Annotated in this window: 11 protein-coding genes and 1 pseudogene; 7 read left to right on the top strand and 5 right to left on the bottom strand. The window is 39.5% G+C overall.

The annotated features are described in order from the left end of the window. Positions 1-62 precede the first annotated feature (62 nt). Positions 63-2237, top strand: coding sequence for a serine/threonine-protein kinase (locus B4U84_RS24805; protein ID WP_131120872.1), 2175 nt, complete (start codon positions 63-65; stop codon positions 2235-2237). Positions 2238-2354: 117 nt separating this feature from the next. Beyond that, positions 2355-3068, top strand: coding sequence for an SDR family oxidoreductase (locus tag B4U84_RS24800; protein WP_131120871.1), 714 nt, complete (start codon positions 2355-2357; stop codon positions 3066-3068). A 96-nt stretch (positions 3069-3164) separates the two neighbouring features. On the opposite strand, the gene B4U84_RS24795 is transcribed toward B4U84_RS24800, so the two are convergent. Both B4U84_RS24795 and B4U84_RS24790 read right to left on the bottom strand, forming a co-directional pair. Beyond that, on the bottom strand, positions 3165-3488 hold the full coding sequence (locus B4U84_RS24795; RefSeq protein WP_016859488.1) for a slr1957 family protein: 324 nt from the start codon (positions 3486-3488) through the stop codon (positions 3165-3167). A gap of 687 nt (positions 3489-4175) precedes the next feature. Beyond that, the gene (locus B4U84_RS24790; protein WP_026082044.1) at positions 4176-4685 is read right to left on the bottom strand and encodes a pentapeptide repeat-containing protein; all 510 of its coding nucleotides are present in this window, start codon (positions 4683-4685) and stop codon (positions 4176-4178) included. Positions 4686-4700: 15 nt separating this feature from the next. On the opposite strand from B4U84_RS24790, the gene B4U84_RS24785 reads away from it, so the two are divergent. Next, the gene (locus B4U84_RS24785) at positions 4701-5330 is read left to right on the top strand and encodes a YraN family protein (protein WP_131120870.1); all 630 of its coding nucleotides are present in this window, start codon (positions 4701-4703) and stop codon (positions 5328-5330) included. A 156-nt stretch (positions 5331-5486) separates the two neighbouring features. On the opposite strand, the gene B4U84_RS24780 is transcribed toward B4U84_RS24785, so the two are convergent. Then, the gene (locus B4U84_RS24780; protein WP_017312121.1) at positions 5487-5876 is read right to left on the bottom strand and encodes a hypothetical protein; all 390 of its coding nucleotides are present in this window, start codon (positions 5874-5876) and stop codon (positions 5487-5489) included. A gap of 242 nt (positions 5877-6118) precedes the next feature. Between B4U84_RS24780 and queA the strand changes: the two genes are divergently transcribed. Beyond that, positions 6119-7291 (top strand): tRNA preQ1(34) S-adenosylmethionine ribosyltransferase-isomerase QueA, encoded by a 1173-nt coding sequence (gene queA, locus B4U84_RS24775; protein WP_131120869.1) that lies wholly within the window; start codon positions 6119-6121, stop codon positions 7289-7291. Between the two features lie 343 nt (positions 7292-7634). Further along, positions 7635-8678, top strand: coding sequence for an HlyD family secretion protein (locus B4U84_RS24770; protein WP_131120868.1), 1044 nt, complete (start codon positions 7635-7637; stop codon positions 8676-8678). Between the two features lie 167 nt (positions 8679-8845). On the opposite strand, the gene B4U84_RS24765 is transcribed toward B4U84_RS24770, so the two are convergent. Beyond that, a complete protein-coding gene (locus B4U84_RS24765; RefSeq protein ID WP_017312124.1) occupies positions 8846-11002 on the bottom strand; it encodes a polyribonucleotide nucleotidyltransferase in 2157 nt (718 codons plus the stop codon). A 333-nt stretch (positions 11003-11335) separates the two neighbouring features. Then, positions 11336-11614, bottom strand: a pseudogene (locus B4U84_RS31710) (GNAT family N-acetyltransferase); the annotation flags it as partial. Positions 11615-11828: 214 nt separating this feature from the next. Between B4U84_RS31710 and B4U84_RS24750 the strand changes: the two are divergent. Together B4U84_RS24750 and B4U84_RS24745 are read left to right on the top strand one after the other, a co-directional pair. Continuing rightward, positions 11829-16484 carry a sll1366 family intein-prone helicase gene (locus B4U84_RS24750; RefSeq protein ID WP_131120867.1) on the top strand — a complete coding sequence of 1552 codons (4656 nt, stop codon included), beginning with the start codon at positions 11829-11831 and terminating at the stop codon, positions 16482-16484. 127 nt (positions 16485-16611) lie between these two features. Then, a complete protein-coding gene (locus tag B4U84_RS24745) occupies positions 16612-17448 on the top strand; it encodes an SWIM zinc finger family protein (RefSeq protein ID WP_017312127.1) in 837 nt (278 codons plus the stop codon). The last annotated feature ends 46 nt before the right edge of the window (positions 17449-17494 follow it).

The following is a 17494-nucleotide window of genomic DNA, read 5'->3' as shown; positions in this document are numbered from 1 at the left end:
ATAGTCAGAAAATTGTGGCAAGATCAAAATCAGGTCGTAGCGTATTCAACTGGGTAAACCAAATGCTGGGAAACATACTTGTTGGAAGATACCAAATTGTCAGTCATTTGGGAGGAGGAGGATTCGGTGAAACTTTCGTCGCTTATGATACTCAATTACCTGGTAATCCTAAATGTGTTGTCAAGAAACTTAAACCCCAAGTTACAGACCCAGCAAGTCTGCAAACTGCTAGACGTCTGTTTGATACAGAAGCCCAAGTTTTGCATAAATTAGGTACACACAATCAGATACCCCAACTTTTGGCGTACTTTGAAGAAAACGAAGAATTTTATCTGGTGCAAGAATTTATTGAAGGTCATAATCTTAGCCAAGAAATCATACCAGGAAAGCTCCTCAGTCAATCTCAAGTTATTTCTCTTTTGCAAGAGATTTTACAAGTTTTAGATTTTGTCCATCAACAAAAAGTTATCCATCGTGACGTCAACCCCCATAATTTACTAAGAAGAGAACCAGATGGCAAGTTATTTTTAATCGATTTTGGAGCAGTAAAACAAATTACGACTCAGGTAATTAATCCTAGTAGCAAAACTAAATTTACCGTCGCGATTGGTACTCCTGGCTATATTCCTGGAGAACAAGCCCAAGGTAACCCAAAATATAGTAGCGATATCTATGCTGTTGGTATTCTTGGGATTCAAGCACTCACTGGCTTATCTCCTGAAGAACTGGAAAAAGATGCAGAAACTAATGAAATTATTTGGCGAAATCGTACTGAAGTCAGCCAGGAATTTGCTCAGTTTTTAGATAAAATGGTGCGTTATGATTTTCGTCAACGCTACTCATCAGCAACTTTAGCTTTACAAGCGTTAAAAGATTTGCATAATCCCAACTGGCAAACAGTAGCATTAAATATTCCTGATCACAATCAACCATCAATTACAAATAACAAACCTCAAAAAAAGATTATCAAAAAAATATTAGCTGGAATGATAATTTTAGGAGTGGGAACAGTAGCATCTATATATATTCTTAACAGCATTAATTCTGTCAACGCCACCGAATTATATAAAAAAGCTAATATACTTTATGAATTACAACGCTATCAAGATGCTTTGTCAGTATATGAAAAAGCAGTAAAAATCCGACCAGAATATGCTGAAGCTTGGAATGGACAAGCCAGTACACTGAGTAAGTTAAGAGAATACAAAGCAGCTCTCACAGCTTATGACAGAGCAATTCAAATTGAACCAGATTATTTAGAAGCTTGGATAGGTAGAGGTTTTGTATTAAAAAATTTGCGTCGATATCAAGAAGCGATCGCTTCTTTTGATAAAGCCTTACAGTTAGAAAATAACTCTCCCCTAGTTTGGAATGCAAAAGGAGAAGCTTTAAACAGTTTAAAGCGATATGATGAAGCAATATCGGCTTATGAACAAGCAATTAATTTGAAAAAAGATGATGATGAAGCTTGGTATAATAAAGCCCAGACTCTACAAAATTTAAAACGCTACGAAGAAGCAATAAAAGCATACGATAAAACTCTTGAAATTAAACCAAGTTATACAGAAGCTTGGTATAATCGCGGCAATTCTCTTGTGAATCTGCAACGTGAGCAAGATGCATTGACAGCCTATGAGCAAGCCGTGCAAACTAATCCAAATTATTATCAAGCTTGGTTAGCAAGAGGTAATATTTTGATGAATTTACAACGCTATCCAGAAGCAGTTGAATCATTGAATAGATTTATTGAATTAAACCCTAATAATTTCCAAGCATGGTATAATAAGGGTTGGTCGCTACATCAAATGCAAAAATATAACGAAGCTGTAGCAGCTTACGAACAAGCAGCAAAATTAAAACGAAACGATGATCAACTTTGGTATAACCGGGGCAATTCGCTATATCTTTTACAGAAATATGAAGAAGCTATAGCCTCATATGATCGCGCCGCTCGTTACAATCCACAACACTACGAAACTTGGTTTTCTAGAGGAAATGCTTTGTTCAATTTACAACGTTATCAAGAAGCGATCGCTTCTTACAATCAAGCAATAAAAATTAAACCAGACTATCAGCAAGCCATCCAAGCACGAGACAAAGCCCAAAGCCAATTGTCAGTTATTAAACCAAATATAATTATTACTAAACCACAAGTAGTAACTCAGCCAAAAACTGGTGTAGAAGCAATTCAAAAATCAAATCCAATACAATTAATTCTGCCAAAACCTCTACGTTAGCTCAGAAAGTTTGTAGTAAGGACTTAAGTCCTTATTTTTAAGCACGAAAGTGCTTACTACAAACCTCAGCTTGGCGATGAATCTTTTTCAGCAATAATCATTGGGAGAACAGAAACGATGCATCAGCACAAAGTTGTGATTGTTACAGCTGCAAGTCGTGGTATCGGAGGAGGTTGTGCGCGAGAATTAGCAGCACAGGGTTACAAAGTTTCACTCATAGCTCGAAGCAAGAGTGTCTTCCAGTTGGCTGAAGAGTTGGGAGGTATAGCAACCCAAGGTTCGATTGCAAATCCCCAAGATTTGCAGCACTTGGTAGATACGACGTTGGCTAATTTTGGTCGCATTGATGCAGTGGTCAATAGTTTTGGAGATCCACCCCGCCCAGATTTACTATCAATTTCCGATGAAATGTGGCTAGAAAATTTTGAAATGCTATTTTTGAGCGTTGTTCGCATAGCAAGGCTGGTTACAGAACCTATGCAAAAACAAGGGGGTGGGGTGATTGTCAATATTTCCGCATCTGACTCCCATGAACCAGATTTGGGGACACCCTTTAGCGGTACACTCCGCACTGCAATGGAAGGATTTACAAAACTTTATGCCAAGCGTTACAAAGCTGATAAAATTCGTATGATTTCCGTAGCACCCCACTTTGTTGGGGATAGTATGGAAGAATTTGAAGGCTGGAATCTGCCGACAGACCTAATGTTGGGTCGTCCTGCTACCTATGCTGAATTTGCGAAAACAGTTGCTTTTCTAATTTCTGAGGATGCCAAGTTTATCACAGGTACGACCCTCAAGTTTGATGAAGCTTATTCTGCTGCAATTTAGAACTACAAAAGGTGCTGCGATCGCAGCACCTCTTCTAACCATAAAATCAAAAATAAATCTTTTCTTTTCCCTTTACGCCTTAACTTTTCTCTTGCTTTAATAAGCATCCTCAACCTCAAGTTGAGCCACCGTCACCGCATTAAAAGCGAAAGCTGCTACCAATGGTATCGGACATCTCAACCAATAGGTCACAAAAGCTGCAATCATAGTTGCAATTACTGCTGTGAGCGACCAAAAACGTTCTTCACAGGTTAATCCTTTTTCGGCTTTAATAACTCTGAGAACTTGCATCGGAATTGGTTCTGGCATTACTGCGCCAGGAGGAAAAGCCCAGTAACTGTTACAGCGCTCAATAAATAAATCTGTCCAGCCGTTATCTTTACACCATTCTTCAATCCATGCATCAGAGTAATGTTTCATATTCCGACTACCAATTCGCTTCAAGAAATTCAACATAGTAATTAGAAAACCAATAAATATAATTTTTTTAGTTAATCTTAATAATTCATCAATCTCTTTTCAGTTAATTAGCTGCGGCAATTGTTAAAACTTATTAAGAACAAAATCTACCTCTAAGCAACTTCAAACTAGTATTTTCTTACATAAACAGACTAACAGTACTTTCATTCTTCTTGCATCATTTGAAAATAAACTTTACCTGGAAATTGCTAACTAAATAATTTGCAACAATTGAGTAAGCATACCCTTCTTAAGTAAATCGGTAAAAGGTAAAGGGAAAATCCTAATCTGTATTCATTTGATTGATGATTAAAGCTCAAAATAGTCAAGACTTATGCAACTGGCATATGATTTTAAGTTCGTAGTTAGGACTTTAGTCCTCAAAATAAAGGCTAAAGACCCTAATACAAACAAAATCATGAGTAGAATTGCTTAATAATATTTAAATTTTTATTTTTTAATTTTTTCTTTATTCTTTATTCAACTTACAACTTTACTAACCAAGCTTAACCATACTAGAGAAAGATATTTGAGGAAAAACTGCAAACTAATAGATTTTACATACACTCACATGAGGCAAATTCTCTTCGTGTCTTAGTGTCTTTGTGGTTAAAACACCAAGACACCAAGACACCAAGTTATCAACAATTAAGGACAAGCTAAAGTATCGCGAGTATTCCGTCCTGTGATTGGGTTAGTACCTTGAGCTACTTCACATAATTTCTTAAGCATGTCCTCACGGATGTAGGTATCAGTAAAATCTGCACCATCAATTGTTGCTCCATTAAACATAGTGCCAGTTGTAAATGCGCCTTCTAAGACAGCATTCGTCAAATTGGCTTTAGTCATTCGTGCTGATTCTAAATCGGCATAACTGAGGTCAGAGTCGGTGAAATCTACCGAAGTTAAATTTGACGAAAAGAATCTGACACCACGTAAATTGGAATTACTGAAGTTGCTATTACGAAGATTGGCATGATCAAAGCTAGAATCTGTTAAATCCTGCTTGGAAAAATCAGCCGCTTCTAAGGTTCGGTTGTTGTAGTTAATTGCTACAGCACTTTCGGGGAAAGCTAGAGCAACTGTGATAGCCATCACAGCCAAAAACAACACACTTAGTATGCTTATTGTAATGCGATCGCTCAACTTAGAACTCATTGTAACTTTCAACCAATGACCAACCATTCTCCTTACCATTATCTCGATATCGGCAACGCAGGAGAAGACTTAGTAGCACATTGCTTACAATCTCAAGGTTGGGTAATTATTGATCGTCGCTGGCGTTGTCGCTGGGGAGAAATTGATATTATTGCTCAGTATGTGGAAGAAGACGCGGGGACATTGGGACGTGGGGGACATGGGGGACAAGGAGGACATGGGGGACATGGGGGACATGGGGGACAAGGGAGCAATCTTTCCCCCTTGTCTCTCCCCTCTCCCTTGTCTCCCCTCTCTCCCTTGTCTTTTATGTCCTCACTCACCGCTTCTCCCACACTGGCGTTTGTCGAAGTAAAAACCCGCAGTCCCAATAATTGGGATGCGGGAGGAAGAAGTGCTATAGCCTCATCAAAGCAAGTTAAGCTTTGGCGTACAGCACAGATGTTTTTAGTAACACACCCTGATCAAGCAGATTACCCTTGTCGATTTGACGTTGCTATTGTTAGTTATCGTCAAATATCAACAAAATTTAGTAAGGATAAATTTCAAGAAAAAAACCTAATTAGCTCGTATATGGCAGGGTATAAATTAACATTACAAGAATACATTCCTGCGGCTTTTGATGTAGCCGATGATTTTGGATAGTGGCTATTGTGAGTTTTTTGTTGTTTTTAACAACAAATTATCAACTATTACCAATTACCTCCATACATCTTTGTTTTTTGCCCTAATTATATTTCAAGGCTGACCTATAATTTTTCAAGCTGATAACTGATAACTGATCACTGTTAACTGATTTGGTTACGCCAAAGTTTCTGGACAATAACCTAATCCTCTAACAAATTGTTGTCTAAATGCCTCAATTTCCTCTTTTTCTGGTCTACCATGAGAAACAATAGCAACTTGATAACGACGCATAACATCAACAGGACACTGACCAGCCTCTAAACTCCAAAGTGCCATCTGTACTCGCATTGGCGGTTCGTAGCTAATTCCTAATTCATTCAAAAAAGCTCGAATGTCACCATCTTCTTGGGGCGATACCTGTTTTCTCAGTTTGACTCTAACCACCCAACCATCAATTTGATGAATTACGGTGATGAAGGAAACAGGTATTTGGGGTTTAGCGTGCAAGTATTGAACAACCCTCAGAGTGAGACTGGCATTTGCCAGATAATACAAGTATTCCATCTTGGTGCTTGGGATCAAAGCCAATCCTACATTTCTATTATCGGTAGAGTGAGTCACAACCTGGTAGGGTAAAAGCCCCCGTTTTTGGATAGGGAGGTTTACCCAATTTTCATATAGTTGCCTCAGTGGTACTTAATGCTATCTATCTTAAAGTCGAAGAATCTATTTTGTCGGCAATACTTTAGAGTTCTTTTAGAACCCACTATTCTCAACCACCTTGTTTAAGAAAGTCTAAAATCTCAATGCAGGAACAACTCGCAAAAACAAATTCTCATTTAATATCTAAACAAACATCAGAAAATTCTGAACTAGATTTCTCGTTAGCTGGGTACGATTATGAATTACCAACCGAACTAATTGCTCAAAACCCAGCAGTTCCCAGAGATAGTTCTAGACTCCTAGTTGTAAATTCTCAGAATGTAGGTACAGAAACCGCACCCCAACACTACATCTTTCGAGATTTACCACAAATCCTACGTCCGGGGGATTTACTAGTGATGAATAATACACGAGTTCTTCCAGCCCGGTTATATGGTCACAAATTAACAGGAGCAGAGGTAGAAGTATTACTGCTAGAGGAAAGACAGCATAACCGTTGGTTAGCTTTAGTCAAACCGGGAAAACGTTTTAAACGCGGTTCGCAAATTGTTTTCACAGCGAAGGTTAACACTGATGGCGACCACCCCACCACCCCAGTTCCCTATCACTCATTAACTGCGACTGTCATAGCAACCGACGCCGCGACTGGAGGTCGTTTGCTACAATTTGAACTGCCAGAAGAAGTTTCTTTGTTGCAATTGCTGGATGCATTTGGTGAAATACCTCTACCGCCATACATCACGACAACTGAAGCTCAAAGCGAACAGTATCAAACAGTATATGCTCAAAATCCAGGGGCGGTTGCTGCTCCCACAGCAGGACTGCACTTTACTCCAGAATTATTACAAAAGTTACGCGAACAAAATATTAATCAAGCTTTTGTGACATTGCACGTTGGTGTAGGAACATTTCGTCCGGTAGAAGTGGAAAACGTCACTACCCACACAATGCATGAAGAATGGATAGAAGTACCTCAAAATACTGTAGAACAAATTCGTGCTACTAAAGCTGCTGGTGGTCGGATTATTGCTGTGGGTACAACGGTAGTCCGTGCTTTGGAAGGAGCTGCAACTAAAGGTGAACTACAACCATTTTGTGGTAAGACTAATTTGTTTATCTATCCTGGTTATCAATGGCGAGTAGTCGAAGGTATGATTACTAACTTTCATTTACCACGTTCAAGTTTGTTGATGTTAGTAAGTGCGTTAATTGGTAGGCAAAGATTATTGAATCTTTATCAAGAAGCCATAGCATCTCAATATCGTTTTTATTCGTTTGGTGATGCAATGTTGATTTTGCCAGAAGCAACAATATAGTAGTTTTTATTGTGGGATGAACTATCTTGATTGTCCCACAAATATATATATCATTATGAAAAATTGCGATCGCTCAAGTTTGGAATCAGGACTTTAGTCCTTGAATTTCAATGTTTTTATAATTAAACTGTCTTAATATATACAAAATACACTTAATTTAAGTTCGTATGTATCAGTGGTTAATTAAGCAAAAATATAAATAAATATTCAAAATAAAAAAATCAGGCGAAAGCATATAATAATATCAACATTACTCCTAGCACCTAGTGTATTAAAGCACTTGTATATTTGTTGTCAATTGTTAATAAGAAATCTTGAAGTATTACTGAAAAGAGGGTCGCAGATGGAAGGCGTAGATTCTTTACAACAACACGCACAACAAGTTACAGGAGTGGAGGAACAAAAAACTCCAGTTGTAGAGCCAGAGGTTACAGCTATCACTCCTGCTGGATCAAATAGTAATACCAAAACCAGAGTACCTCTATCTCAAAACCGTTTGCTGCCTGTTGTGGTATTGGGAGTAATTTTAGGTGCAGGAGCTATTGCATCCGGAATTTACGCTTATCGTCAATGGCAGTATAGCCAAAGTTTTCCCCAAACCGATAACGCCTATATTACCGCAGACATTTATCCTGTAACTGCTCGTGTCTCAGGGATAGTCAACCAAATTCCAGTCAACGAGAATCAATTGATAACTCCGGGAACAGTGTTAGTAAAACTTGATCCTCAAGATTATCAAGTATCTGTTGCCCAGGCGAAAGCATCTTTAGAGTTAGCCAAACAACAAGCAGCTTTAGCACAGAAAAAAATTAAAAATGTTCCAGTTCCGGTTTCAGCATCGCAGCCATTTCCCCTAGACAGCAATACTCAAGCTAGACAGAATTTCCTCCAAGCACAAGCGACTCAACAAAGAGATATCAGCGAACAACAGTATAAAACTGCATTGGCTGCGATCGCTCAAAAACAGGCAGAGGTTAAAAAAGCTGAACTACAATTATCCTATACCAATATTAATGCCATGGTTCCTGGCAAAATAGGTAACAAAAATATCCAAATAGGACAACGGGTAGAACCGGGTCAAACTCTTTTCACTGTCGTGCAACCAGACCCTTGGGTTATTGGTAATTTCCCTGAAAACCAGTTAGAAAAGATACAACCAGGACAAAGGGTGAATATCAAAATATCTGCCTTTCCGAGTCGTAACTTTGCAGGTAAAGTAGAAAGCATTGCTATGATTCCGCCAAACAATAACACAGGAAATTCTGTTAATACCAGTGATATACGCAGAATTCCTGTCAAAATTATGTTTGATCCGGCGAGTATTAAAGGGTATGAATCGCGTATCACTCCCGGAATGTCAGCAGTTGTAAAAGTGACGGGTAATTAAAAGCTTATTCAGTCAGTCTACTTTTAGTAGACTTAGACTATTAGCCCGCAGTACACTAGCGGGCTTGCGGGCTTAGTTTTTTTAGTTTGCGATCGCTTGTGCAATTGTATTTTCTAGTCCTTTGATAGAGCGCTTAAGCGCTCACTACCAGACCTCCTATTTATTTGTTATTTGTTTGATGTTGCTTGGTCACGTGCTGCTGCCGCTTGCTCAGGATGAATACCTAAACGAGTAAGATTGATTCTACCCTTATTGTCAATTTCACGTACTTTGACAATTACTTCATCACCAACTGCAACTTCATCTTCAACCTTACCAACCCGGTAGTCAGCAAGTTGAGAAATGTGGATCATGCCTTCTTTCCCTGGCAAAAACTCCACAAACGCGCCAATCGGTATAATTCGGGTCACTCTGCCTACGTAAACATCACCCTCATTCAGCTTCCGCGTCATGCCTTGAATGATGCTCTTAGCTCTCCTGGCCTTGTTTTCATCCACCGCAGAAATAGTTACGGTACCATCGTCTTCAATGTCAATTTTAGCACCAGTCTCTTCAGTAATTCCCTTGATGGTCTTACCTCCAGGCCCAATCACCAGACCAATCATGTCTTGATCAATCTTGATCGTCAGCAGACGTGGAGCATAGGGTGACATCTCTGTGCGTGGCTGGTCAATTGCCTGGAGCATTTTCTCCAGGATATGCAAGCGTGCGCCTCTTGCTTGATTGACAGCTTGGGAAATAATATCCAAGGACAAACCGCTGATTTTCATATCCATTTGCAAGGCCGTAATCCCTGCATCTGTACCGGCGACCTTGAAATCCATGTCACCTAAAAAGTCTTCGATCCCTTGAATGTCTGTCAGAACTCGTACTTCATCACCTTCTTTAATCAAACCCATGGCTGCACCACTCACAGGTTTGATTATTGGTACACCTGCATCCATTAAAGCCAGAGTGGAACCACACACCGAACCCATTGAGGTAGAACCATTGGAAGAAAGCACTTCCGATACTACGCGAATTACGTAGGGGAATTCCTCTTTAGGTGGTAGCACTGGTAAAATAGATCTTTCCGCCAGCGCCCCGTGACCTATTTCTCGACGTCCCGGCGCCCGCATGGGTTTGGTTTCCCCAACAGAGAACGGCGGGAAGTTGTAATGGTGCATGTAGCGCTTTGCTTGGTCTTGCTGCAAATCGTCATTTAAGTTTTGAGCATCTCCGGGTGTACCAAGCGTACAAGCAGATAAAACTTGAGTTAGTCCCCGATTGAATAAACCACTACCGTGGACTCGCTTGGGTAATAAACTAGTTGCACAGGAAACAGGACGAACTTCATCCAACTTACGACCATCGACCCGCACATTATCTTCGATGATCTGGCGGCGCATCAGCTTTTTGGTGATGTCTTTGAAAGTATTATCCAGAGCTTTGGCATTAGTGGTTGCAGCCACTCGAATTGGATCTTCTTCTGGTAGTTCGGCGATCGCAGTTGCGATGGATTCTTTGACCGCATCTAAAGCTGTATCCCGCTCGGTTTTATCGAAATCAAATTGTGAGAGGATTTTTTTAATTTCGTCGGTAGCGCGATCGCTAATAAAGTTACTGAGTGATTGATCAGGTTCTGGTGGTGCTTCATGCACTATTTCCAAACCCAATTGTGCAATTAAATCACGCTGCGCTTGAATTAAATCTTGCACAGCTTCGTAACCAAATTCAATCGCCTCAAGAATATCACGTTCGGGTAGCTGATTAGCTCCCGCTTCCACCATGATTACACCATCCGGCGAACCTGCCACTATTAAATCCAAGTCTCCAGCTTCGATTTCTGCATAAGTGGGATTAATAATAAAATCATCACCCACCAAACCGACGCGCACGGCTGCCATAGGCCCATTAAAGGGAATTTTTGCCAACAGTGTAGCAATAGAAGCACCAGTAACAGCTAGCACATCTGGCGGTACTAGCTCATCCATAGAAAGAGTCAGCGCAATAACTTGCAGATCATCCCGTAACCAAGAGGGGAACAAAGGACGTAAAGGGCGGTCAATAAGACGGCTGGTGAGAATTGCTCTCTCTGGTGGACGACCTTCACGTCGCAACATTCCTCCAGGGATTCTACCTGCTGCGTATAATCTTTCTTCGTAATCTACTGTGAGGGGCAGAAAATCAACGCCTTCTCTGGCTGCTGATCGCGTAGCTGTAACTAGAACTGCCGTATCCCCAGATTGTATCAACACCGATCCACCAGCCTGGGGTGCTAGTAAACCCACCTTCAGTCGAATATCCCTTCCATCGAAGGATATTGACTTCTCAAATTCTCCCATTCAGTTTTTTTTCCTTACTATGCTCGCTATTCTCTCTCTGTGGCAATCCTAACATTTATGATCTAATACTGGCTTGAGCTGTATATAGAATTCATGATTAACAATTTTGTTACAAAGGGGATCGGGGATCGGGGAAAAGGGATCGGGGAAAAGGGATCGTGGAAAGGGCATTGGGCATTGGGCATTGGGTATTGGGCATTGGGTATTGGGTATTGGGTATTGGGCATTGGGCATTGGGCATTGGGTATTATTCTCCCCCTTGTCCCCTTTCCCCGATCCCCGTACTCTATGAGAAGCCGCTGACGCGTCTACAAAGTAGCGTCTCCTCTGGAGAATCCCCGATCCCCCCTTGTCAGGTTGTACAATAAAACCAGCGTTGCAAATATGGCTACATCGACCTGGAAAGTTTGGTTTGAGATAAAATGCTCTCCATATTTCTTTAGGTTGCTGTATGGCATATTTAGTGGTTGTTCTGATGACAAAAGCATCCTGATTTAACCAATAAGCTGCAAATTGTGATGGTGAGAGGGGTTGTTTTTGGGGATAGGTTTTTCCTTCTGAAATCACAACATTAAGTAATTTCCTTACCTCCTCTTGTTCTTCTGGATGCATATAATTTCATTCTACTTTTATGTTATTTTTTAAACTTTTATAAAGGGGTAACTGCATTTTTCATCAAGTTGATTAAGATTGTTTTTGTTTACTTAATTATATTTAATAATTATTAACATTAGGTATTTAAATTTTAAAACTTACAGAATTCATATTAAGTAGAGAATAAGCAGATTCAAGACTTTGATATTGGCAAAATTTGAGTAGTTGGCAAATGGCAATATTACACGGTAGTTGGTTAATACAAAATCAAGGTAACTGTCTATTTATTTGGGGAGAGACTTGGCGATCGCTAGGGACGGATATTGATCCAAAGACATTAACAGAAGTACCACTATTACCTTACGCGATCGCACCAAACGAATTAAGTGAGTGGCTAAGTTCTCGTAATATTAAAATTCCAAATTCAACATCGCAATCAATAGAGACAAAAGCGATCGCATCAGGTCAAACAGGGCGACGTCCAGCAAAAACAACTACTACACAAACTTTGCCAACCTCCTCGCAAACAATAATTGCTTTCCCCACTAATTTTGTAGAAAGTAAAACCGAAGGAATAACAGCAATTTATCCGGTACATTCAGCAATATTGGGTTCAGAAAAATCATCTAACCAATACCTACAACCGTGGCGAGTAGAGGGTTTTTGTCTCAATCCTACAGAAGCAGTAAAATTTTTGGCTTCTTTACCCTTGAGTGTTGCCAAAGTTGAGGATGATTTTGTCGGAGGAGATTTACGCTTTTGGTCACAGATAGCCCGTTGGAGTTTGGATTTAATCTCCCGATGTAAATTTTTGCCTACTCTTGAACGCCAAATAGATGGTTCTTTCATTGCCAAGTGGCAAGCACTTTTAGATAGTGCTTTGGATGGAACCCGCCTAGAAAAATTTTCGCAATTAATGCCATTAGCATGTCGGACTTATCAGGGGAAAGGAGAAATACACAATAATTCTCAATCCTCACTGAGTGTAAATTTACCTGTGGAACCACAAGAATTATTACTAGGATTTCTCAACAGTACGATTGATGTCCAAATCAGAGAAATGTTTGGTTCCCAAACTGTGCTGGAAGCAAGAGTAATGGCGTCTATACCATCGGCGGTACGCCAGTGGTTGCAGTCTCTAACAGGTACACTAGGTACTGTCAACGCTGAATCGATGGGTTTAGAACGACTAGAAGCGGCGCTCAAAGCTTGGACGATGCCGCTACAATACCAGCTGGCAGGAAAAAATCTGTTTCGTACTGCTTTTGTTTTGTATCCGCCAGAGTCAGACGAAACAGATTGGATTTTAGCGTATTTTTTGCAAGCCCCAGATGATCCAGAATTTTTAGTGGATGCAGAAACAATATGGCAGCATCCAGTTGAAAACTTTGTTTATCGCGATCGTACTATTAAACAACCACAAGAGACATTTTTACGCGGATTGGGATTAGCATCGCGCTTGTATCCAATTATCACACCCAGTATGGATACAAGCTATCCCCAATCTTGCCACCTTAACCCCATCCAAGCCTACGAATTTATTAAGTCGGTGAAGACACGGCTTGAGGATAATGGTTTGGGTGTAGTTTTACCTGCAAGTTTGGCAAACCGGGAAGGATGGGCGAACCGTCTGGGTTTGAAAATTTCTGCCCAAACACCAAATCAAAAACAGGGACGCTTGGGTTTACAAAGTTTACTAAATTTCCAATGGCAATTGGCTATTGGGGGACAGACTCTTTCCAAAAAAGAATTTGACAGATTGGTGGGGTTGAATAGTCCCTTAGTGGAAATTAACGGCGAGTGGGTAGAACTGCGCCCCCAAGATATCAAAACAGCCCAAGCCTTTTTTGCATCTCGCAAAGAGCAAATGGCCCTTTCCTTGGAAGATGCTTTGCGTCTGAGTACGGGAGATACCCAGACAATTGAAAAATTACCAGTGGTTAGCTTTGAAGCATCAGGTACATTGCAAGAGTTAATCACTACCCTGACAAATAACAAAGCAGTCGAACCCTTACCTACACCCACCGATTTTCAAGGAGAGTTGCGCCCCTACCAACAGCGTGGAGTCGCTTGGTTGAGATTTCTCGAACGCTGGGGTTTGGGTGCTTGTCTGGCGGACGATATGGGACTGGGAAAATGCGTAGCTCCTGATACATTAGTAAACGTTAATGGTCTGTTATGTACAGCTCAAGAAATCTGGACAACTTATGCTGGAGAAACAGCATTTGATGGTGAAGGATTTTGGGCTAATCCTAGTGAGCAATTACTAGTTAATTCCATAGATGATAAAACAGGCAATATTGTTCAGGCAACTGTCAAACGACTTTATCGGCAGCAAGTCTGTGAAAAATTACAAAAAGTCACGCTACAAGATGGTAACAGTATTACCATTACCCATCGTCATCATTTACTAACAAATAAAGGTTGGACAAATAAATTACAGGTGGGTGATTACATTTGTGTTCCAAGTAAAATGCTTTGGAACGGGAAGCCAGAAGATCCTAATTTAGTCAAGTTTATTGCTTGGCAAATTGCCGAAGGACATGAGTTATCTGACGAGGCAAGAGTTAGAGTATTTCAAAAAGATACTAAGGTACTAGAAAATCTACTTCAGACTTTCCAGTCCATTGGAAAGCGCTATAACCTCAAAATTAACAGCCCAAACATTTGTATATTTCCTAGCAAAGTTCCTTGTCTTAGAGTTAGCAGTCAAGCTTATCGTCGGTTTTTAGAAGCCAAAGGTTACATTTGGGGCAAATTATCAGCAGAAAAATCTATTCCGCCCTTCATTATGCAGGCAGACTTGGAAAGTGTACGGATATTTTTACAGAATTATTTTGATGCTGAATCTGCTGTTATTACTAGTATGCGGAGTATAGAAATTGCTACAGCTTCACCGCTAATCATCCAGCAACTTTCTGCACTCTTGCGACGCTTTGGAATTTGGTTGAGGATTTCACCCAAACAGAAGTGTGCTAGCAATGGGACTGGTATTTATCGCACTTACTATATAGGTACTATTGGAGGTAATAGCGCTCGTAGATTTTTACAAAAAATTGGGTTTAGCAATTCTGGTAAACAATTGAAATTACAAGAAATTTGTCAGAGTATTCGCAACACAAATGTTGAGGGAATTCCTGCTTCTGATATTGTTGCTCAAGCAGTTGCAACAACAGGATTACCATTGCGCCATTTTGGAATGCATAATACTGTTTATATCAATGGTTCACAAGAATTTTCTAGAGATAGTTTGGAACGGGTACTAGTTAATATCAATTATATCCTTAATGGTGTATATTTGAAAGAATATCAACTTTTAAAGCCTTCTAAATGGACTAATAAAACTTTAGAAGCTTATAACCGATTGGATATAGATGAATTGAGTATCACTCAAAAAACAATACAATCTCTTCTTGATAAAGAAGTGTTTTATTGCAAGATAGAAAGTATTGAGAATGTTGATTACGAAGGATGGGTTTATGACTTTGAAGTAAGTGAACATCATAATTTTGTTGCTAACAATATAATCTGTCATAATACAATTCAATTTATCGCTTTTCTACTACATTTAAAAGAACAAGATGCATTAGAAAAACCAACACTTTTGATTTGTCCAACTTCAGTCTTAGGAAACTGGGAAAGAGAAGTTAAAAAATTTGCTCCAACACTGAAAGTTTGGCAATATCACGGTGATAAACGCCCTAAAGGTAAGGCTTTTGTAGAAATAGCAAACAAGCATTATTTAGTCATTACCAGTTATGCGCTAATTCACAGAGATATCAAGTCATTACAAGCTGTTTCATGGCAAGGAATTGTTTTAGATGAAGCCCAAAATATTAAAAATGCAGAGGCAAAACAATCTCAAGCAGTGCGCCAGTTAGAAGCAACTTATAAGATTGCTTTAACGGGAACACCTGTAGAAAATAGGCTACAAGAACTCTGGTCAATTTTGGATTTTCTCAATCCAGGATATTTAGGAAACAAACAATTCTTCCAACGACGCTTTGCTATGCCAATTGAAAAATATGGAGATACTTCTTCATTAAATCAATTGCGTTCATTAGTGCAACCATTTATTTTACGTCGTTTAAAAAGTGACCGTGAAATTATTCAAGACTTGCCAGAAAAGCAGGAAATAAATGTATTTTGTGGTCTGAGTCTAGAACAAGCAGAACTGTATCAAAAAGTAGTAGAAGATTCACTAGCTGAAATTGAAACAGCCGAGGGGATTCAACGTCGAGGAATGATTTTAGGTTTACTCGTGAAACTCAAACAAGTCTGCAATCATCCCGCCCAGTATTTGAAAAAAACTGCTCTCTCGGAACCGCAGTTATCTGGTAAATTACTGCGATTGCAGGAGATGTTAGAAGAAGTTTTATCAGAAGGCGATCGCGCTTTAATTTTTACCCAATTTGCCGAGTGGGGTAAACTACTCAAACCCTATTTAGAACAACAGCTAGGACGAGAAATTTTCTTTTTGTATGGTAGTACTAGCAAAAAACAACGCGAGGAAATGATCGACCGTTTCCAACACGATCCCCAAGGGCCGCCAATCATGATTTTGTCACTCAAAGCTGGTGGTGTCGGACTCAATTTAACTCGTGCAAATCACGTTTTCCACTTCGACCGTTGGTGGAATCCCGCAGTAGAAAATCAAGCCACAGACCGAGTTTTTCGTATTGGTCAAACTCGCAATGTCCAAGTACATAAATTTGTTTGTACTGGTACTTTAGAAGAAAAAATTCATGACATGATTGAAAGCAAAAAGCAACTAGCTGAACAAGTTGTAGGTGCGGGTGAAGAGTGGTTAACTGAACTCGATACAAACCAACTCCGTAATTTATTACTATTAGATCGTAGTGCAGTTATGGAAGAAGATTCAGAGTGAAGGGACAAGGAGGACATTATCAATTAAAAATTAAAAATTAAAAATTGGTAAGAGGGACAAGGAAGACAAGGGAGAAAATATAAAATCAACAAATGACAAATAACAAATGACAAATGACAAATAACCAATGACAAATGACACCTTACAAGCAAGTCGAGAATGGTGGTCACAACGGTGGCTAGAATTATTAGATTCCTATCGCTTTAAAAAGCGTTTGGAACGTGGTAGAAACTATGCACGTCAAGGAAATGTACTTAGTATTGAGTTTGAGAGTGCAAAGGTATTAGCGAAAGTACAAGGTAGCGAAAGAGAACCTTATACAGTTTCTCTTTCTCTTGAATCTTTTAATGATGAAGAGTGGGGTTATGTAGTAGAAACAATGTCTCAAAAAGCAATCTTTGCAGCTAAACTTTTGGCAGGAGAAATGCCACAAAATATAGAAGAAGTGTTTAGTGCTAATGGTATATCGCTATTTCCTTTTACTCTATCTGACGTTCATAGTAGATGTTCTTGCCCTGATAAAGCAAATCCCTGTAAACATATTGCAGCAGTTTACTATCAGTTAGGCGATCGCTTTAGTGAAGATCCTTTTGTACTCTTTCAATTGCGAGGACGCACCAAAGAGCAAATTATTAGCAATTTACGTCAGTTACGTAGCGCAAAAATTGAAGTCACAACAGACGAAACTTCAGACGATAAAGAGTTGGTTTCACAAACTCAAGATTCTTTAAATCTAGTATCTTTTTGGCAATATCATGAGCCATTAGAATCTTCTTTAGTAGTAATTGCACCATCCACTACTGAAACAGTGTTAGATGTTTTAGGATCAATTCCTCTTGCTAAAGAAGAGGAAAATCTTGCAAGTTTAACTGCTGCTGATCTAGCCATGAAATATTTAGATACTGTTTACAAAGACGTTAGCCAAAAAGCCTTTTTAGCTGCTATGAATGTAGGTGGAAATTGATATGTTACAAACTGGATTTATTCAAGAAGTCCAGTTTCTAGTTGTT

Source organism: Westiellopsis prolifica IICB1 (assembly GCF_004323185.1).
Taxonomy (GTDB): domain Bacteria; phylum Cyanobacteriota; class Cyanobacteriia; order Cyanobacteriales; family Nostocaceae; genus Pelatocladus; species Pelatocladus prolificus_A.
The sequence above is the reverse complement of the archived record's forward strand: the minus strand, read 5'-3'. Positions and strand labels throughout refer to the sequence as shown.